Origin of the sequence: Catenulispora acidiphila DSM 44928 (genome assembly GCF_000024025.1) — a bacterium.
GTDB classification, from domain to species: Bacteria; Actinomycetota; Actinomycetes; order Streptomycetales; family Catenulisporaceae; genus Catenulispora; species Catenulispora acidiphila.
The window spans coordinates 5,326,798-5,345,198 of the sequence record NC_013131.1 but is presented as its reverse complement, the minus strand read 5'-3'; the positions used below and the strand labels follow the sequence as shown (position 1 = coordinate 5,345,198).

The following is an 18,401-nucleotide window of genomic DNA, read 5'->3' as shown; positions in this document are numbered from 1 at the left end:
AGGGCGATGCCCTCGATGACCCGTCGTTGCAGGACCACGAAGACGGCGATCACCGGGATCGTGGCCATCAGCGCCCCGGCCATCAGCACCGGGATAGTCCGTCATGAACTGCCCCTGCAGCGAGGCCAGCCCCGCCGACAGCGGCATCTTGTGCGGGTCGGTGTTCACCACCAGCGGCCACAGCAGGTCGTTCCAGGACCAGATCATGGTCAGGATCCCCAGCGCGATCAGTCCCGGCCGGGCCAGCGGCAGCATGACGCTCCAATAGACGCGCAGCGGTCCGGCGCCGTCCAGGCGCGCCGCCTCCTCCAGCTCCAGCGGCATCGCCAGGAAGAACTGCCGCAGCAGGAAGGTCCCGAACGCGCTGAACATCCCCGGCAGGAACAGCGCCGTGCGGGTGTTGAGCAGGTGCAGGTTCTCGATGATCTGATACTGCGGAATGATCAGCAGCTGGCTCGGCACCAGCAGGATCGACAGGAACAGCCCGAACAGCAGGCTCCGCCCCGGGAACCGCAGCCGCGCGAAGGCGTAGGCGGCCATCGAGCAGAACAGCAGCTGCGCGGCGGTCCGTGCCAGGGTGTTGATGACGCTGTTGACCAGCATCCCGCCGAACGGCACGGTGTCGAACACCGAGCTGTAGCTGGAGCCGTGCCAGTGCGGCGGCAGCCAGGTCGGCGGCACGCGCGTGGCCTCGGTCAGCGTCTTGAACGAGGTCAGCAGCTCCCACACGAACGGCCCGGCCATGGCTACGCACGCCGCGACCAGGAACGTGTGCGCCCCGATCGATCCCCGGCGGCTACGCATAGTGCACCCACCGCTTCTGCAGCCGGAACTGGAACCCGGTCAGCGCGACGGTGACCAGCAGCAACAGGAACGCGATCGCGGCGGCATACCCGCGGTTGTTGTCCACGAACGCGTCCTGGTAGAAGAGGTAGACCACGCTCCTGGTCTGCGGCAGCGCCGGGTTGGTCTGGCCGATCAGGACGTAGACCAGGTCGAACGTCTGCAGCGTGCCGATCACCGACAGCACGGTGACGAAGAACAGACTCGGGCTCAGCAGCGGCAGCGTCAGCGCGAAGAACTGCCGGACCGGACCCGCGCCGTCGATCTGCGCCGCCTCGTAGTACTGGCGCGGGATGGATTCCAACCCCGCCATCAGAATCACCATCGTGTAGCCGACGCTGGACCACAGCCCGACGGCGGCCACCGCGATCAGCGCCGTGTGCTGGTCGCTGATCCAGTAGGGCCCGTGGATCCCGATCTTGCCCAGCAGGGTGTTGATCAGCCCGTAGTCCCCGGCGTACAGCCACCGCCACACGATCGCCACCGCGACCGGCATCGTCACCACCGGCAGGAACAGCAGCGCGCGGTAGACGCCGACGCCGCGGCGTCCCGGCCGGGCCAGCACCGCCGCCAGGACCAGCGCGATCGGGACGCCGGCCAGTCCGAGCAGGCAGTACCACAGGGTGTTGGCGAACGCCGAGCGCAGGTCCGGGTCGTGGAACAGCGCGCGGTAGTTGGTCAGGCCGCTGAAGGTGTGGCCGCCGAACGGACCCCAGGTGGTGAAGCTGTAGTAGAAGGTCTGCAAGACCGGCCACAGGTAGAAGACGCCCAGCCCGATTGCGGTAGGAGCTAGGAAGAACGCCGCCCAAGCGGTCTCGGTGCGTCTGGCTCTGGCGCCCGCCGCGCTCACGGACCCTCCTTGGCCAGCGCCGCGTTCATCTGCGTGGCGAGGTCGCCGGCGGCCTTGTCGATCGGTTCGCTGCCGTCCCAGGCCTTGGTCAGGACGTTCGTCTCCAGGGTGTTCCAGGCCGCGGTGTCCTTGGAGATCGGGTACGGGACCGCGTCAGGAAGCTGATCCAAGAAGGACTGGAGGTGGTACTGCGGGTATGCCTTGACCCAGCTCTGCTGTGTGCCGTTGTACGCCGGGATCACGGTCCCGGTGTCCGCCTCGATCTGCGCCGCCGCCTGCGAGCCGAGGAACGCGGCGAACTTCTCCGCCTGCGCCGGGTGCGAGGTGTGCGTGAAGACGACGTTGGCCAGGCCGTGGATGACCGTCGCCTTCTTCACCCCGGCTGGCAGCGCGGTCACGTCGACGGCGGTCTTGGTGGAGTCGTTCGCGGCGAACGCCTTCGCGTCCCACGACCCGCCCCAGTACATGGCGAGCTTGCCGGACTCGAACAGGTTCAGCGGCGCGGTGTCCGTCATCTGCTTCAGGCTCGGCGACTCCTTGGCCGCGACCAGATCGGTCCAGAACTTCAGCCCGGCGATACCGGCCGGATCGGCGTATCCGGACTTCTTGCCGTCGGGGGAGATGACGTAGCCGCCGGCCTGGTAGATCGTGTCGTAGTAGTTCTCCTGGCCTTCCAGGTTGGCGCCGACACCGTAGACGCCCTTGGCGGGGTCGGTGAGTTTTTTCGCCGCCGCTTGGAAATCAGCCCAGGTCCAGGCGGTGGTGGGGTAGGCGACGCCCGCGGCGTCGAAGATGGCCTTGTTGTACCAGAGCCCCACGGTGTCGAAGTCCTTCGGCAGCCCGTACTGCACGCCCTTGTACTGGTAGAGCTGCGCCAGCGCCGGGGGGTAGACCGAGGTGTCCGGGTGCAGGTCGGTCAGCGGCCGCAGGACGTGGTTGGCGGCGTAGAGCTGGAAGTTCGGGCCGTTCATCCAGAAGACGTCGGGCGCCGAACCGCCGGAGGCGGCCGCCTGGAGCTTGGTCCAGTAGTCCGCCCACGGCGTCTGCTGGATGGTGACCGTGATGGTCGGGTTCTGTGCCTCGAAGGCTGCGATGATCTTCTGCATGGCCGGGACCTGCGTCGCGTCCCAGACCCCGTAGCTGAGGGAAACCTTGCCGGCGCTCGCCGAGGAACTCGCGCTGCTCGAACAAGCGGCCGTCGAAGTGGCCAGCGCGAGAACCGCCGACGCCGCCACCACTGTGCGTATGCCCATGTCTCATCACCCTGATCGCGTCGAGCGGGGGATTAATATTGCGGCGAGTGTTACTAATAGGCGAGGACGTGTCAACCCCCGCGCCCCGAAGCACGCAGCCCGCGTGACGAATCGTGGCCTGATTCGCCCTCCATGCCCTGATTTAGCCGCCGAGCGGCAGGTCACAGTCTGGTCAGATCATCTGGTGCGGGCGCCCGATGCGTGATTTGATTATCCCTGCCATGGTGAATATTCGACGGCGTGGGGCGGGACGGTCCGGGGTGGAAGATGACTGAGCTGAGTGTCAACGGCGCCGACGCCGTGCTGCTGCGCCGGCTGCGGCTGCTGTCGGTCGTGGACGCGCTGCGCCGGACCGGGCCGCAGCCGCTCACCGCGCTGGCCCGGCAGACCGGGCTGTCGCGGCCGATCGTGCAGACGCTGGCCGACGAGCTCACCGAGATCGGCTGGGTCGCCGCGGTGGCGCCGGCCGAGCCGAACGGCGTCGGACGCCCGGCGCGCGCCTTCCGCTTCCGGGCCGAAGCCGGCAGCGTCGCAGGGCTCGACATCGGCGCCCACGCGATCACCGCGCTGGTCGCCGACCTGGACGGCGAGGTGCGCGGCCGCAGCCGGATCACGGTGAGCCCGTCCACCCCCGCCGCCGAACGGCTCGCCTCGGCGAAGGCGACCCTGACCGAGGCGTGCACTGCCGCTGGACTGGAACCGGCTCGGCTCAGCCAGCTCGGTGTGGCCAGTACCGGCGTCATCGAGCACTCCGGACGCGTCGCGTTGTCGGTCGCGCTGCCCGGCTGGACCGGCATCGACATCCCCGCCGCCTTCGCCGACACCGTCCGCTGCCCGGTCGTCGCCGAGAACGACGGCCGCGCCGCGGCGCTGGCCGAACGCTGGCGCGGCGCCGGCCGCGACGTCGAGGACATGGTCTACATCCACGCCGGCTTCCGCACCGGCAACGGCGTCTTCGTCGGCGGACGCCTGCTGCGCGGGCACACCGGCGCCGCCGGCGAGATCGGCGCCCTGCCCTCCTCCGGCTGGGCCGAGGCGCCGACCCACCTGCTGGGCTTCTCAGGCCTGGACGAAGAGGTCCGCCTGGAGCAGACGGCGGAATTCGTCTTCTCCCGGGCCCGCGCCGGCGACCCGACCGCCCTGGTGGCGACCGAGCGCTTCGTCCGCGCCCTGGCCGGCGGCATCGCGGCCCTGGTCCTCACCTTCGACCCGGAGCTGGTGGTCTTCGGCGGCGGCATCTCCCGCTCGGCCGACCTGGTCCTGGACCGCCTCACCGCCGAGCTGGAACGGGACTGCATCCGGGTCCCGCCGGTCGTCGCCTCCAGCCTGGACGCCGAGTGGGTGGTGCTCGGCGCGGTGCGCGTCGCCCTCGACGCGATCGAGGCGCGCTACTTCGCGACGGGGATCTCCGAGCCGCTGGCGCCGCCGCCGATCGCGGCGTGAGGATGCGCTCCGCCGTCGCAGGGCGCTTGCCGTGCTTTCGCTCTCGCGCGGTGGAAAATCACTGGCCCGCCTTCACCCCACCGCGCATAATCACCCCCCTGGCGCGGTGACCCCGCAGCGCGCCCGGTGGCTCGGGAGGTCTGATGGTGACGATGTCGCAACTCATGCTGGTGGCGGGTGCGGCGCTGATCTTCGCGCTGGTGCCGGGTCCGGCGGTGGTGTTCATCGTGACGCGGAGCGTGGACCAGACCCGGCGGGCCGGGATGGCCTCGGGGCTCGGCGTCGCGTGTGGGAATCAGGCGCTGGTGATCGCGGCGGCCTTCGGGCTCTCGGCGCTGTTGGCGACGTCCGAGATCGCCTATGACGTCGTGCGCTTCGCCGGTGCGGCGTACCTGGTGTACCTCGGGGTGCGGCGGCTGCTGGACCGGTCGCTGCCCTCTGAGACCGGAGATGTGGCGCCCAAGCCGTTGTCCCGGCTGTATGGGCAGGGCGTGGTGGTCGGGGTGCTGAATCCCAAGGCGGCGCTGTTCTTCTTCTCCTTCCTGCCGCAGTTCGTGAGCCCGGGACACGGCGCGGTCGCCGTGCAGATGCTCATCCTGGGCACGCTGGTCGTCGCGATCACGCTCGTCAGCGACTGCTGCTACGCGGCGCTGGCCGGCGGCGTCGCGCAGACGCTGCTGCGCAAGCCGAAGGTGGTGCGGCGCCAGCAGATCGTCGCCGGTTGCGTGTACATCGGGCTGGGGGTCGCGGCGGCGGTCAGCGGGCCCTCGCACGCCACTGCGAAGGCCCACTGAGCCGGGTACGCCGACCCGCGCTACTTCCAGCTGTCGCTCAACGTCACGGCTCCCGACGCCGGTGAGGTGTACGTCCGGTTGGCGCCGGACTCCCACTCGACCGTGCCGTCCGGATCCTTCTTGATGTACTTGTACTCGACCGCCGTGTTCGGGGGCAGCGTCACCGTCCCGCGCCACACCGGATAGGCCGCCGAGGACAGCGCGATCGCGCTCGCGGGGTTCCAGCTGCCCAGCGCCGGTATCGAGCCGACCACATACACGTTCTGCCCGACCCACGTCGTGGCGTTCACCGAGAACGTGGCGCTCACGGCCGAACTCGCGCCGTGCCAGGTGTCGGTGAGTGTCGCGCCGGAAGTGCCGGTGGTCGCGCTGTGGTTCGGATCCTGCTCCCAGGTGACGTTCCCGCCGGCGTCCTTGGCGATGTACTTGTACTGGAACGCCGTGGACGCGGGCAGCGTGACCGTCCCCGACCACTGCGAGCCGTGCTGCGTCAGCGGAATCGCCGACGCCGGAGCCCAGCTGCCCAGCGCAGACAGCGATCCGACCAGGTAGATCGGTGCGGTGCTCGGCGCTCCGGTCACCGCGAACGTCTCGGCCACCTGTCCGGCGGGCGGCGCGGACGAGGACGGCGACGTGGAAGGCGAGGTGGACGGCGACGTCGAAGGCGCGGACGAGGACGAAGACGGCGGTCCCGAAGACCCGACCACCGCATTGACGTCGATCGCCACCGCGTCCTTGGCCGCGGTGCTCACCGTCGCCGTCCCCGAGGCACTGACCACTACCGTCGGCCCGGTGCACGAGCCATTGGCGAAGTTTCCATGCACCAGATCGCAGTACGTCCCCGCCGGCAGCCCGGTCTGGTAGCTGGAGCTGACCGTCGAACCCTCGTTGTTCACCGAGATCCAGCCCGCCGACCCGCGTGAGAACGCGATCGCGTTGTTGTTGTCAGTCCACCAGTTCCCGACCGCCTGCCCGCGCGTGGCGTTGTGGAACCCGACCAGGTTGGCGACCCCCTGGTTCCGGTCCAGGCATTCCCACGCCCCGGTCCCGCACACGGTGTTGGTGACGAATCCGTTGGCGTCCGCCGGCGGCGACTGGTCGCTGTTGCTGAAGTCGAACCCTGAGTACACCGACGGGGTGCTGCCCCAGCCGTAGGCGAGCTCGAACTCGGTGGCCAGGGTGTAGGCCGCGCCGTCCTTGTAGCTCAGCGACGTCCCGTTGCGCTCCAGGTCGTGGTTGGCGACCATGACCGCGTCGGAACCGGACGGCTCGAAGCCCTGGCCGAAGGTCCGCAGGTTCGTGATCGAGCCGAGGAACGCGCTGCGGATGCCGTAGGCGTAGTCGAAGCCCAGCACGTTGCCGTTGCCCTCGAACGCCGCCGGTGCGAGCTGCCCGCTACTGCCGGGGTAGACCTCCTGCATGACGTACGGCCGCACGCCGGCGGCGGTGTTGTTCACCTTGCTCAAGATCGCGGCCATGTCGGCCTGCGCGATGTGCTTGGCCGAGTCCACCCGGAACCCGTCGACGCCGTAGGCCTCCATCTTGTTCAGGTAGGCGGCCAGCGTGGAGCGGACGGAATCCTGCTCGGTGTACAGGTCCGACAGCGACAGCAGCTGGCACTCCTGGACCTGCGCGACGCTGTTCCAGTCCTGGATGCTCAGGTCGGAGTTCGGGCACGGCGGGTCGAAGTGGAAGTCGGACTTCGTGTAGCCCATCGAGCCGTACGTGTAGGTCGCCGGGTTGAAAGAGTCGCCGCCGTAGGAATCGGTCGAGGTCTGATTCGCCCCGGCCGTGTGGTTGATGACGGTGTCCGCGTACACCTTCACCCCGGCGGCATGGCACGCCGAGACCATCGAGGCGAACTGCGCCTCGGTGCCCATCCGGCTGTTCAGGTCATAGCCGACCGGCTGGTAGACGTCCCACCAGGAGTGGGTGGACCCGGCCAGCCGGATCGAGTCCTGCGGCGGCGCGACCTGCACCGCGCCGTAGCCCTTCGGCCCGAGGACCGTCGTGCACTCGGTGGCGACCGACGGCCAGTTCCACTCGAAGAGGTTCGCGATCACGTCGTTGGACGCCGCGTCGGCGGCAGCGGCGGCGGCCGAGCCGGACGGAGCGCCGAACGCGGTATTGAAAGACGTGCTGAAAGCGATGGCGCCGAGCGCCAGCGCTCCCGCCGCGACCAGTGCGACCAGGCCTGAGGACCGGCCGCGGGGACGCGTTCGTGGGGACGAACTCATAGATGATGAGCCTTTCGACATCGTCGGGAATCATCGGGGGTGCGCGGGGTCGCGGCCGCTGACCTGGTGACGCACCAGGAAGATTGCTCCTGGCTCCGGTACCGAGTCAACGCCCTTGCGTCATCTTTCTGAAACTTGCAAGGGATCTTGGCGACGCCCGCAGGTCACCCCGGCGACACCGTGGTCGACAAGGCTCTGACTGCAAGACGGGTAAGGGGTGCTGGAGCCGGCGACGCTGCCGGCTACCCGGCGCTAGCGCTGCTAGCCGACCACCGACTGCGCGAATTCCAGGGCGCGCGCGACGTGATGGGCGCCGCCCCCTTCGTGCCCGTTGTACGGATACACCTCGATCTCCTTCGGCCCGGCGTAGTGGTTGAAGGAAGCGAACACCGTCGAGGGCGGACACACGTCGTCCATCAGCGCCACCGAATACAGCGCCGGGGCGTTGGCGCGCGCGGCGAAGTTCACGCCGTCGACGTAGGAGATGGTGTCGAAGACGCGCTCCACCTTGTCGCGGTGGACCTTGCAGAACTCTGCGATCTCCTTGTACGGGTAGCCGTCGGTGATCTCGGTCGCGTGCCGGATGTGCTGCATGAACGGCACGTCCGTGACCACGCCGGCGAGGTCGCCGACCAGCCCGGCGGCGGCGATCGCGATGCCGCCGCCCTGGCTGCCGCCGGCGACCAGGACGCGCGCCGGGTCCACCGACGGATGCGTCCGCGCGGCCTCCAGCGCGCGCACGGCGTCGGTGTACAGCCGGCGGTAGTAGTACGTGTCGCGGTCCAGGACGCCGCGCGTGGCGAAGCCGGGGTGGGAGTTGCCGGACGGTCCGTCGTCCGGGGTGTCGCCGACCTGCCAGGCGCTGCCCTGCCCGCGGGTGTCCATCGTCAGGTGCGCGTAGCCGGCGCTGGCCCAGACCAGGCGCTCGTGGGGCAGGCCGCGGCCGCCGCCGTAGCCGACGAACTCGACCACGGTCGGCAGCGGACCGGCGGCGTTCGCCGGGCGTGTCAGCCAGCCCTTGACGGCCTGGCCGCCGAAGCCGCTGAAGGTGACGTCCTCGACCTCGACGGTGCTCAGCCGGCTTTCCACCGGCTCGAAGCGCGCGGCGAGGGGGTGCGTGCGGGCCTCGGCGAGCGTCGCGGCCCAGAAGGCGTCGAAGTCGGTGGGCTCGGGGCGCGCCGGGAGATAGTCCCGGAGCTTCTTCAAGGTCATGTCGACGAAGGCCATGAGCGAGCAGATTAATGGCGAACGCCTTCGCTGTCACACATCGGCCGCCGTCGCGGCTTTCCGGCGAACCGCCGCCGTCGATCCCAGGGCAACAAAGTTTCCGCCAGGTGTTGTTTCGCGCATCGGCACGCCTCTACGATGACGAACCATTGAAGCGCTTCGACAAGTTCGACGAGCACCGACGTTTGCTCGGTGGTCAGGTCGGCGCTCTAGATCGAAGCGCTTCGATCGCTCCACCCCGAAGACCCGAGAGGCAGTCCCGTGAAGTTCACCGATGGCTACTGGCTGATGCGGCCCGGCGTCCAGGCGGTCTATCCCGCCCAGGTGCTCGACGGGCAGATCGGTCCGGACTCGCTGGTCGTCCACGCCCCCTGCTACCGCTTCCACGACCGCGACGACCTGTTGCGCGGCCCGGCGCTCACCGTCGCGTTCAGCGCGCCGATACCCGACGTGATCCGGGTCGCCGTCACGCACTTCGCCGGGCAGGACCGCAAGCCTGATTTCGTGCTGATGGACGGCGAATCGGAGCTCCCGGTGATCGCCGAGGACGACGACGCGCTGACCTTCACCTCCGGCGCTCTGACCGCCCGCATCGCCAAGGGCCCGCGTTGGAGCCTGGACTTTCTGGCCGAGGGCAGGCGGCTGACCGGCAGCGGCGCCAAGGCGATGGCCGCGATCGACACCGCCGACGGCGAGCACTTCGTCCGTGAGCAGTTGGACCTGGCGATCGACGCCTTCGTCTACGGCCTCGGCGAGCGCTTCGGCCCGCTGGTGAAGAACGGGCAGTCCGTCGACAGCTGGAACGCCGACGGCGGCACGGCCAGCGAGCAGGCGTACAAGAACGTCCCGTTCTTCCTGACCAACGCCGGCTACGGGGTGTTCGTCAACCATCCCGGCCGGGTCTCCTTCGAGGTCGCCTCCGAGGCGGTGGCCCGGGCCCAGTTCAGCGTCGAGGGTCAGGAGCTGGAGTACTTCCTCATCTACGGGCCCACGCCCCGGGAGATCCTGAGCAAGTACACCGCGCTGACCGGACGTCCGCCGCGCGTTCCGGCGTGGTCGTACGGGCTGTGGCTGTCCACGTCGTTCACCACCGACTACGACGAGGCGACGGTCGGGGGGTTCATCGACGAGATGGTGCGGCGCGATCTGCCGCTGTCGGTGTTCCACTTCGACTCGTTCTGGATGCGCGAGTTCAACTGGTGCGACTTCGAGTGGGACCCGCGCACGTTCCCCGATCCGCGCGGCATGCTGGAGCGGCTGAAGGCCCGCGGCTTGCGGATATGCGTGTGGATCAACCCTTATATAGCGCAGCGCTCGCCGCTGTTCGCCGAGGCGAAGGCCGCCGGGTACCTGCTCAAGCGCGCCAACGGCGACGTCTGGCAGTGGGACCTGTGGCAGCCGGGGCTGGCGGTCGTCGACTTCACCAACCCCGAGGCCCGGCAGTGGTACGCGGGCAAGCTGGACGCGCTGGTCGAGATGGGCGTGGACTGCTTCAAGTCCGACTTCGGCGAGCGCATCCCGACCGACGTGGTCTACGCCGACGGCTCCGATCCCGAGCGCGTGCACAACCTCTACGCCTACTACTACAACCAGACCGTCTTCGAGCTGCTGCGCAAGCGGCGCGGCGAGGGCGAGGCGCTGGTGTTCGCCCGCTCGGCGACCGTCGGCTCGCAGCAGTTCCCGGTGCACTGGGGCGGGGACTGCGAGTCCACGTTCGAGGCGATGGCTGAGAGCCTGCGCGGCGGGCTGTCGCTGGGTCTGTCCGGGTTCGGCTACTGGAGCCACGACATCGGCGGCTTCGAGGGGACGCCGGATCCGGCGGTGTTCAAGCGCTGGATCGCCTTCGGGCTGCTGTCCTCGCACAGCCGGCTGCACGGCCACGAGTCCTACCGCGTCCCCTGGCTGTTCGACGAGGAAGCGGTGGACGTGCTGCGGAGCTTCACCAAGCTCAAGGCGCGCCTGATGCCCTACCTGCTCAAGAGCGCGGAGCAGGTCGTCGCCGGCGGTGTGCCGGTGATGCGGGCGATGGTGCTGGAGTTCCCAGACGATCCGGCGTGCACGCACCTGGAGCGGCAGTACATGCTCGGCGACGACCTGCTGGTCGCGCCGGTGTTCACCGCCGACGGAAGCGTGCGGTACTACGTGCCGGAGGGGACGTGGACGCACCTTGTGACGGGGGAGAAGGTAGTCGGGCCGCGCTGGGCCCGCGAACAGCACGGGTTCGACAGCGTCCCGCTGTTGGCCCGGCCGGGGTCGGTGATCCCGATCGGCGCGGTCGAGGACCGGCCGGAGTACGACTACGCCGCCGGCGTCACGCTGCGGGTGTCCGAACTCGGCGACGGCGCGGAAGTTTCAACGGTCGTCCCGGCGGCCGACGGCTCCGTGCTCGCGACGTTCACCACGACCAGGACCGGCCGCGAAATCCGCGTCACCTCCTCCGGTACCGTGAACGGCTGGAGGGTGCAGCTCTCCGGGGTCGGCGCCGTGCGCGCCGAGGGCGGTGCGGTGACGCCGGATCCGCTCGGCGCCGTCGTCCGCGCCGAGACCGGCACCGTGGTGCTGACGCTTGAAGACTGAGACAGACACGGAAACAGACATCAGCGACAGACATCAGAGCCCTGTCGAAGCGCTTCGCATGTTACCGCTCACCCTTGTCTCGAATGGGCGGCTGACCTAACCTCAACGCAACATTGAAGCGCTTCGACGATCGGTACTGGTTCACGTACGACTCCCGTACTACTTCACGCACATCCGTTTCGATGGAGGGTCCCATGACGAGTTCGAACGGCTTCTCCCGCCGCCAGGTGTTCAAGACCTCCGCGGCGATCGGCGGAGCGATAGCCGCCGCTCCGCTGCTGTCCGCCTGCGGTTCCGGCAAGGCGGCGACCAAGGCCAGCGGGGTCGCGCCCAAGTCCGCGGTGCAGGCGGTGCTGCCGACGTACAAGCCGAGCAGCGCGGTCACCGCCGACATCCCCTCGGTCACCGGCGCGAACGGCGCGGCCAGCGACCCGGCGTTCCTGTCCTACCCGGCCAGCCCGCCGAAGTCGGTGACCGGCGCGGTCGGCAACGGCGGCTCGTACTCGGCGGTCTCGCCGATCTGGGGCTCGGTCCCGGCGCCGGGGAACAGCTACTACACGGCGGTGAACCAGGCTCTGGGCGCGACGCTCACCGACAGCCCGTCCGACGGCACCACCTTCGCCACGATGCTGGCGACCCGCTTCGCCTCCGGCAACATCCCGGACTGGCTGGACGTGCCCGGCTGGAACGTCTCCTCGATTCAGAACTTCGCCGAGGGCGTCGACAAGTTCTTCAAGGACCTGACGCCCTACCTCGGCGGCGACAAGGTGCTGGACTACCCGAACCTCGCCGCGATCCCGACCGGCGGCTGGCAGGCCGCGGTGTGGAACGGCAAGCTGTACGGCATCCCGCTGTGGACCTCGGCGGCCAGCATCCCCGGCGCGATGTTCTACCGCGCGGACATCTTCAAGGCCGCCGGCATCGACGCCGCCTCGGTCACCACCGCCGACACCCTCAAGGCGGTCGGCAAGCAGGTCACCGTCCCGGCGAAGGGCCAGTACGCCTTCGAGGACCTCAGCTCCTTCCTCTACCAGCTGTTCAACGTCCCGGCGAACAACGGGCGGACCGGCTGGAAGCGCGACAGCACCGGCAAGCTGGTCAACGGCTACGAGGTGCCGGAGTTCCTGGAGATGCTGAACTTCGCCAACGGCCTGGCCAAGGGCGGCCTGATCCACCCCGACGCGCTGGCCGGCGACTCCTCGAAGGCCAAGAACCGCTTCTGGGCCGGCAAGACCGTGATCACCGCCGACGGCACCGGGGCGTGGAACAAGGGCGACGCGCAAAGCGGCGTCGCGGCCAACCCCTCCTATGAGCGCCAGGCCTTCAAGATCTTCGCCTACGACGGCGGCAAGGCGACGATGCCCCTGTATCCGGGCGCCGGGATGTTCTCCTACCTGAACAAGAAGCTCTCCGACGCGCAGGTCAAGGAGCTGCTGCGGATCGCCAACTACCTCGCCGCGCCGTTCGGCAGCGCCGAGTACCTGGTGTCGCGGTACGGCAAGGAAGGCGTGGACTACACGATGACCAGCGGCGCGCCGATCCTCACCGACCAGGGCAACAAGGACGTCACCGACACCCTGGACCAGCTGGCCAACTGCCAGTCGGTGACGTTCAACGCCGGCTACAACCAGATCACCAAGGACTACGCCGCCTGGCAGGGCGACATGGTGCAGCACGCGTACAAGCCGCTGTTCTACGCGATGAACATCAGCGAGCCGGCGCAGACCGCGAAGGCGAGCACGGCGCTGGAGGCGGTCATCACCGACGTGCGCATGGGCCGCAAGAGCGTGGCGGACTTCCAGTCGGCGCTGAGCACTTGGCAGAACGCCGGCGGCAACCAGCTGCGGGACTTCTACGACGGCATCGCCAAGCAGTACGGCACGGGGAACTGAGAGTGAGCGTGTCGACGGCGCCGCCCCGTACCCGCCGCGGCGCCCGCCCGCGCCCGCGGATGTCCTGGCGGATCCGGCTGCGCAGGGACAAGTCCCTGCTGCTGATGACGATCCCGGCCCTGGCGCTGCTGCTGGTGTTCAACTACCTGCCGATGGCCGGCATCATCGTGGCCTTCGAGCACTACGACATCTACCAGGGCCTGGTCCACAGCGACTTCGTCGGGCTGGACGAGTTCCGCCAGCTGGTCGCCAACCCCGACTTCTGGCACGCGTTCGAGAACACGCTGGTGATCAGCTTCGTCCAGCTGGTCCTGTACTTCCCGCTCCCGATCGCGCTGGCCCTGATGGTCAACACGGTGCTCAGTTCGAAGGTCCGCGGCTTCATCCAGGCCGTGGTGTACCTGCCGCACTTCTTCTCCTACGTGCTGGTCATCACGATCTTCCAGGAGTTCCTCGGCGGCGCGGGCGTGCTGAACGTGTTCCTGAACAAGCACGGGATCTCCTCCTGGAACGTCATGACCGACCCGCACACCTTCAAGTACCTGGTCACCGCGCAGGCGGTGTGGAAGGAAGCGGGCTGGGGACTGATCGTCTTCCTGGCCGCGCTGGCCGCCATCGACCAGTCGCTGTACGAGGCGGCGGCCGTGGACGGCGCCGGCCGCTGGCGGCGGATGCGGCACATCACGATGCCGGGCCTGCGCGGCATCGTGGTGCTGATGCTCGTACTGCGCCTGGGCAACGCCCTGAGCGTCGGCTTCGAGCAGATGCTGATCCAGCGCCAGGCGGTCGGCGCGGGCGCCGCGGACGTCCTGGACACGTACTCCTACATCTACGGCATCGGCGGCGGCTTCGGCTCGGCGACCACCATGGGCGCCGACTACAGCTACGGCGCCGCGGCGGGACTGTTCAAAGCAGTCCTGTCGCTGATCCTGATCCTGGGCGCCAACAGACTCGCGCACGCATTCGGTGAGGACGGGTTGTACAGAAAATGAGCTCATTAACGCAGTCGCCCCCCTCGCGCGCCGTCACCACCGCCCCGCGCAAGCGAGCCAAGGGCCGCGAGGTCTGGGAGGAGAGCCCGACCTGGTTCGGCCAGTTCGGCAAGGGCACGGTCCTGACCGTCGTCTGCGCCCTGGTCATCGTCCCGGTCTGGGCCGTGGTGATCACCAGCTTCTCCACCAAGAGCTCCATCAACGCCGCCGGCGGCCTGGTCCTGGTCCCCCACGGCCTGAGCCTGCAGAACTACCAGCTCATCTTCAGCGGCGGCACCGTCTCCCAGGCCCTCTACGTCAGCCTCTTCGTGACCCTGATCGGCACCGCCCTGTCAATGCTGGTCAGCGTCCTGGCCGCCTACGGCCTGTCCCGCCCCCGCTCCTTCGGCCAGCGCCCACTCCTGATGATGCTGATCGTCACCATGTTCTTCAACGGCGGCCTGATCCCGACGTTCCTGGTGGTCAGCGACCTGAAGCTCTACGGCAGCATGTGGGCGATGATCCTCCCCTCCATGGTGAACGTCTTCAACATCCTCATCATCCGCTCCTTCTTCCAAAACACCGCCGCGGAGATGATCGAAGCCGCCCGCCTCGACGGCGCCAACGAATGGCGCCTCCTCTGGTCAGTAGTCATCCCGACCTCGCGCCCCGTCCTCGCCGTGATGACGATGTTCTACGCCGTGACCTACTGGGGCACCTTCTTCAACGCCCTGCTGTACGAACCCGACAGCCGCAAATGGCCGCTGGCGATGGTGATCTACGAGTACACGTACTCAGGCAACCAGATGCCCGGCATGGGCACCACAGGCATCGGCGGACTGCAGAACGCCTCGCAGCTCGGCTTGCAGATGTGCGTGGTGTCGCTGTCGCTGGTGCCGATCATCGTGCTGACGCCCTTCGTGCAGAAGCACTTCTCGAAGGGGATGTTGACGGGGGCTATCAAGGGGTGACGGTGGCCTGCTCCGCCAGCCCGAGACCCTGCACGGTGATGAGGGATGTCGAGGTCGGCGAGCGAGTGGCACGCACGGTGAAGGCGTCGCGGTGGGGCTGCAGCACCACCGCGACGTCCCGGCCGTCCGAGGCGCGGGCGTCGTCGACGACGGTCGCGGCGCCGCTCGGCTGAACGGCGACATCGGCGCCGGTGCGGCAGCCGGACGCGACGTGCAGGAAGATCAGATTCCCCACGGTGACCGAGGTGACAGTCACATCCTGCGCGGTCGCGTTTTCGATGGTTGCTCCCGCAGCCGAGTTGCTCAGCGTCTTTCCGCAGATCACCAAAGGCGGGGCGGCATTGGTAACACGCGGGACAGAGCTACACGAAGCACAGGCTGCCAGAGCGGCGAGGCCACCGAGGCTGAGGAGGAGTGATCTCGCCACGCTGCCGCAGAGTCGTTTCGTCACCCCGGTTCGACGGCGGGGACGCGACGCCGGTTCCCGCAGAAGCACTTCTCGAAGGGAATGTTGACGGGGGCTATCAAGGGGTAGCGAGAACAGGTAGCGAGTACAACAGGAAGCAGGACATGGCGCTCAAGTGCCGGGCAGCACGCCCGGCACTTCGGCCATGGTGAAACGGGGGCGGGGATGGACGGCTATGTCAGCACCGGCGCAGGCTGGTTCACGCTGAGCTTGGTGAACGCCGGCCTGGCGCAAGGAAAGGGCCGCAGCGGCTGGAACTGGTTCGTGGCCTCGGTGTTCCTCGGGCCGCTGGCGACGTTTTTGATCGTCACCTGGCCGGCGCTGGAGGTTGATCGGGGGATAGACGCAGGGTAGGGCTCTTACGCCGAGAACTCCTGTCGCGTCCGAATGTCCTGTGACGAGGCGCCGACGAGGACCTCGTAGCGGCCCTTGTCGATGGCGAAGTGCTGCGCTGCCTCGTCCCAGAAGGCCAGCTCGGTCAGTGGCACGTCGAAGGTGACCGTCTGGCTTTCGCCTGCTGGTAGGTGCAGCTTGGTGAAGGCTGCGAGCTTGCGGAGGGGGCGGCGGTCGCCGTCGAGGGAGCGGGTGTAGAGCTGGACGATTTCGGCTCCGTCGCGTGTGCCGGTGTTGGTGACCTCCAGCGTTGCCGTGAGCGTCGAGTCCGAGTCCGAGTCCGAGTCCGAGTCGGAGCGCGTGAGCGTCAGGTCTGAGTACTCGAAGTCCGTGTAGGAGAGGCCGTGGCCGAATGCCCACAGGTGGTCGCGGCGGGAGTACTGGTATGTCCACTCCGAGCCGATGATGTCGTAGTCGTACGGGTCGGGCAGGCCGTCGGCGCTCGCGTACCAGGTCTGGGGGAGGCGGGCGGAGGGGTTGTGGGCGCCGGTGAGGATGTCGGCGATGGCGGTGCCGAGTTCCTGGCCGGCGTGGGAGGTCCACAGGATCGTGGGGATCTGTGTGTCGATCGCGTAGGGGTAGCTGGAGACGATCACCAGTGTCGTGGCCGGGTTCGCCGCGTGGACCGCGGCCAGTAGGGCCTCCTGGTGCGGCGGCAGCGCGAGGCTGTCGCGGTCGATGGTCTCGCGGCCGTTGATGTGCGGGTCGTTGCCGACGACCAGGACCACTCGCTCGGCGCTCGCCGCCGCGCGGGCGGCTTCGTCGAGGCCTGAGGTGAGTACCTGGAGCGTGAAGATCTCCTCGGGTGTGTCCGAGTCGGCGATCAACACGCCGTCGGCGCCGACGCGCACGTACCGACCGGTCGCGTTGGACCGCACCGCGACACCGCCCGCGACATGCTCGAGCTCGAACAGCTCCCGCACGACCCAGCCGTCCGGCGTAGCCGCAGCCGCGTCCACCACCGAGTCGTCGCCGACAGTCAGGTACAGGCCTGAATCAACAGACTGGAAAGTGTGGACAGCCTGCGGGCACTGCACGCTCGTACCCCAGTCGACGTGCTTGAACGGCCCGAACTCGCCGCCCTCCCCACCCGCCGACCGCAGCAGCACCGTGTCCGACCCGTCAACCGCGGCAGCCGCCCCCAGCCCTTCGGCAATGGAGACCGCGTAAGGCAGCGTCCCGCTATACCAGTCGGTCAGCACCCGCGACCCGAGATGCCCGACGACCGCGATCGCCCCCGAGAACTCAGCCAGCGGCGGCGCACCCCCCTCGTTCCGCAGCAGCACCACCCCCGCCCGCGCCGCCTCCAAAGCCAGCGCCGCGTGCTCAGCGGAGGCGATCACCTCCGCCCGGATCCCCGCGTACGGATCACCCTCCGGATCGAACTCCCCGGTCCGCTGCCGCATCAGCAGCACCCGCCCCACCGCCGCGTCGATATCCGCCTCGGACACCAACCCGCGCGTGAAAGCTTCAGTGAACCGCTCGATCGTCGGCGCGCTGTCCTGCGAGTTGTCCGTGAAGCTGTCGATCCCCGCCAGCAGCGCGGCGGCGTGCGACTCGACGTGCGTATCGAAGTACTTCTCCCGCTCAACCAGGTTCGACGGCGCCTGCGCGTCCGAGCACACCGCCAGCTCCGCGTCCCACGCGCGCAACGCGGAGCCGATCAGCGGGTGGACATGGTTCGGGATCCCGTTGACCAGGTTGTATCCGGGCATCACGCCCGCGACCGCGCCGTCCTCGATCGGCCGCCGGAACGCCGGCAGCTCGTACTCGTGCAGCACCCGCTCGGGCACCGTGGCGCTGGCGATGTCGCGGTCGGTCTCGGCGTTGTAGGCGAGGAAGTGCTTCAGCAGGGGAGCGGTGCGCCACACGCGCGGGTCGTCGCCGCGCAGTCCGCGGCAGTAGGCGATCGCCATCTCGCCGGTGGCGTACGGGTCCTCGCTGTACCCCTCCTCGTTGCGTCCCCAGCGCGGATCGCGCAGCAGGTTCACCACCGGCGCCCAGACGTTCAGCGACACCATCGGGAACTTCTCGGCGACCTCGTTCTTCGCCATCGCCTTCGCAGTGTCCTGACGGAACGCGCGCACCTCGCTCGACACCGCCTGCCCGACCCGCCGCAGCAGCTCCCGATCCCACGTCGCCCCGAGCCCGACGGCCTGCGGGAACACCGTCGCGCGCCCGATCCAGCCCACGCCGTGCAGCGCCTCGCAGCCGGTGGTGAACGCCGCGAGCCCGAGCCGGGGGACGGCCGGCTGGTGCTGGTGCAGCATCGCGATCTTCTCCGCCAGGGTCAGCCGGGCCAGGATGTCGGCGGCATCACGGTGGCCGGGGCGGGGGAGGGGACCGGGGAGAGGGCGGGAGCCGGGATCGGAGGAGGCCTGGGTCACGGGATCGTCCTTCAGCGGGGCGGAGCGGAATCGAAGCGCTTCGATGGTTTCCATCCGAGTCGCCGGTGTCAAGGGGAAAGCGATCTCCGACCCGGCC

The 18,401-nt window shown here is 68.7% G+C and carries 13 protein-coding genes and 1 pseudogene; 7 read left to right on the top strand and 7 right to left on the bottom strand.

Features of this window, described 5'->3' with window-relative positions; genetic code table 11:
- Positions 1–150 precede the first annotated feature (150 nt).
- The 3 genes and pseudogenes from CACI_RS54355 to CACI_RS23195 form a co-directional block, all read right to left on the bottom strand.
- Positions 151–540 (bottom strand): annotated as a pseudogene (locus CACI_RS54355) (carbohydrate ABC transporter permease); the annotation flags it as partial.
- 256 nt (positions 541–796) lie between these two features.
- Positions 797–1,693: a carbohydrate ABC transporter permease gene (locus tag CACI_RS23200; RefSeq protein ID WP_015793279.1), complete on the bottom strand. Its 897-nt coding sequence runs from the start codon at positions 1,691–1,693 to the stop codon at positions 797–799.
- The gene (locus tag CACI_RS23195; RefSeq protein ID WP_015793278.1) at positions 1,690–2,946 is read right to left on the bottom strand and encodes an ABC transporter substrate-binding protein; all 1,257 of its coding nucleotides are present in this window, start codon (positions 2,944–2,946) and stop codon (positions 1,690–1,692) included. Before CACI_RS23195 ends, CACI_RS23200 begins: the two co-directional genes overlap by 4 nt.
- A 267-nt stretch (positions 2,947–3,213) precedes the next feature.
- Between CACI_RS23195 and CACI_RS23190 the strand changes: the two genes are divergently transcribed.
- Positions 3,214–4,389, top strand: coding sequence for an ROK family protein (locus CACI_RS23190; protein ID WP_015793277.1), 1,176 nt, complete (start codon positions 3,214–3,216; stop codon positions 4,387–4,389).
- Positions 4,390–4,532: 143 nt separating this feature from the next.
- On the top strand, positions 4,533–5,183 hold the full coding sequence (locus CACI_RS23185; RefSeq protein ID WP_015793276.1) for a LysE family translocator: 651 nt from the start codon (positions 4,533–4,535) through the stop codon (positions 5,181–5,183).
- A 20-nt stretch (positions 5,184–5,203) separates the two neighbouring features.
- On the opposite strand, the gene CACI_RS23180 is transcribed toward CACI_RS23185, so the two are convergent.
- Complete coding sequence (locus tag CACI_RS23180; RefSeq protein ID WP_015793275.1) at positions 5,204–7,420, bottom strand: carbohydrate-binding module family 20 domain-containing protein; 2,217 nt, start codon at positions 7,418–7,420, stop codon at positions 5,204–5,206.
- A 261-nt stretch (positions 7,421–7,681) separates the two neighbouring features.
- Positions 7,682–8,647, bottom strand: coding sequence for an acetylxylan esterase (locus CACI_RS23175; RefSeq protein WP_015793274.1), 966 nt, complete (start codon positions 8,645–8,647; stop codon positions 7,682–7,684).
- A 261-nt stretch (positions 8,648–8,908) separates the two neighbouring features.
- Here CACI_RS23175 and yicI point away from each other — a divergent pair, with 261 nt between their 5' ends.
- From yicI to CACI_RS23155, 4 genes are all read left to right on the top strand, one after another.
- A complete protein-coding gene (yicI, locus tag CACI_RS23170) occupies positions 8,909–11,224 on the top strand; it encodes an alpha-xylosidase (RefSeq protein ID WP_015793273.1) in 2,316 nt (771 codons plus the stop codon).
- 194 nt (positions 11,225–11,418) lie between these two features.
- Positions 11,419–13,116: a type 2 periplasmic-binding domain-containing protein gene (locus CACI_RS51405; protein ID WP_015793272.1), complete on the top strand. Its 1,698-nt coding sequence runs from the start codon at positions 11,419–11,421 to the stop codon at positions 13,114–13,116.
- 59 nt (positions 13,117–13,175) lie between these two features.
- Positions 13,176–14,108: an ABC transporter permease gene (locus CACI_RS23160; RefSeq protein WP_015793271.1), complete on the top strand. Its 933-nt coding sequence runs from the start codon at positions 13,176–13,178 to the stop codon at positions 14,106–14,108.
- Positions 14,105–15,058, top strand: a complete 954-nt coding sequence (locus CACI_RS23155) for a carbohydrate ABC transporter permease (protein ID WP_015793270.1) — start codon at positions 14,105–14,107, stop codon at positions 15,056–15,058. Before CACI_RS23160 ends, CACI_RS23155 begins: the two co-directional genes overlap by 4 nt.
- On the opposite strand, the gene CACI_RS23150 is transcribed toward CACI_RS23155, so the two are convergent.
- Positions 15,048–15,314 carry a hypothetical protein gene (locus CACI_RS23150; protein WP_143765359.1) on the bottom strand — a complete coding sequence of 89 codons (267 nt, stop codon included), beginning with the start codon at positions 15,312–15,314 and terminating at the stop codon, positions 15,048–15,050. The genes CACI_RS23155 and CACI_RS23150 overlap by 11 nt on opposite strands.
- 375 nt (positions 15,315–15,689) lie before the next feature.
- Here CACI_RS23150 and CACI_RS23145 point away from each other — a divergent pair, with 375 nt between their 5' ends.
- Complete coding sequence (locus CACI_RS23145; protein WP_015793268.1) at positions 15,690–15,878, top strand: hypothetical protein; 189 nt, start codon at positions 15,690–15,692, stop codon at positions 15,876–15,878.
- 5 nt (positions 15,879–15,883) lie between these two features.
- On the opposite strand, the gene CACI_RS23140 is transcribed toward CACI_RS23145, so the two are convergent.
- Complete coding sequence (locus CACI_RS23140; protein WP_223297220.1) at positions 15,884–18,304, bottom strand: beta-glucosidase family protein; 2,421 nt, start codon at positions 18,302–18,304, stop codon at positions 15,884–15,886.
- Positions 18,305–18,401 lie beyond the last annotated feature (97 nt).

Bases quoted from the DNA above. Each gene is read 5' to 3' on its own strand.
- CACI_RS23195 (WP_015793278.1), bottom strand. From the start codon at position 2,946: ATGGGCATACGCACAGTGGTGGCGGCGTCGGCGGTTCTCGCGCTGGCC.
- CACI_RS23155 (WP_015793270.1), top strand. From the start codon at position 14,105: ATGAGCTCATTAACGCAGTCGCCCCCCTCGCGCGCCGTCACCACCGCC.
- CACI_RS23175 (WP_015793274.1), bottom strand. From the start codon at position 8,647: ATGGCCTTCGTCGACATGACCTTGAAGAAGCTCCGGGACTATCTCCCG.
- CACI_RS51405 (WP_015793272.1), top strand. From the start codon at position 11,419: ATGACGAGTTCGAACGGCTTCTCCCGCCGCCAGGTGTTCAAGACCTCC.
- CACI_RS23185 (WP_015793276.1), top strand. From the start codon at position 4,533: ATGGTGACGATGTCGCAACTCATGCTGGTGGCGGGTGCGGCGCTGATC.
- CACI_RS23145 (WP_015793268.1), top strand. From the start codon at position 15,690: ATGGACGGCTATGTCAGCACCGGCGCAGGCTGGTTCACGCTGAGCTTG.
- CACI_RS23160 (WP_015793271.1), top strand. From the start codon at position 13,176: ATGTCCTGGCGGATCCGGCTGCGCAGGGACAAGTCCCTGCTGCTGATG.
- CACI_RS23180 (WP_015793275.1), bottom strand. From the start codon at position 7,420: ATGAGTTCGTCCCCACGAACGCGTCCCCGCGGCCGGTCCTCAGGCCTG.
- CACI_RS23190 (WP_015793277.1), top strand. From the start codon at position 3,214: ATGACTGAGCTGAGTGTCAACGGCGCCGACGCCGTGCTGCTGCGCCGG.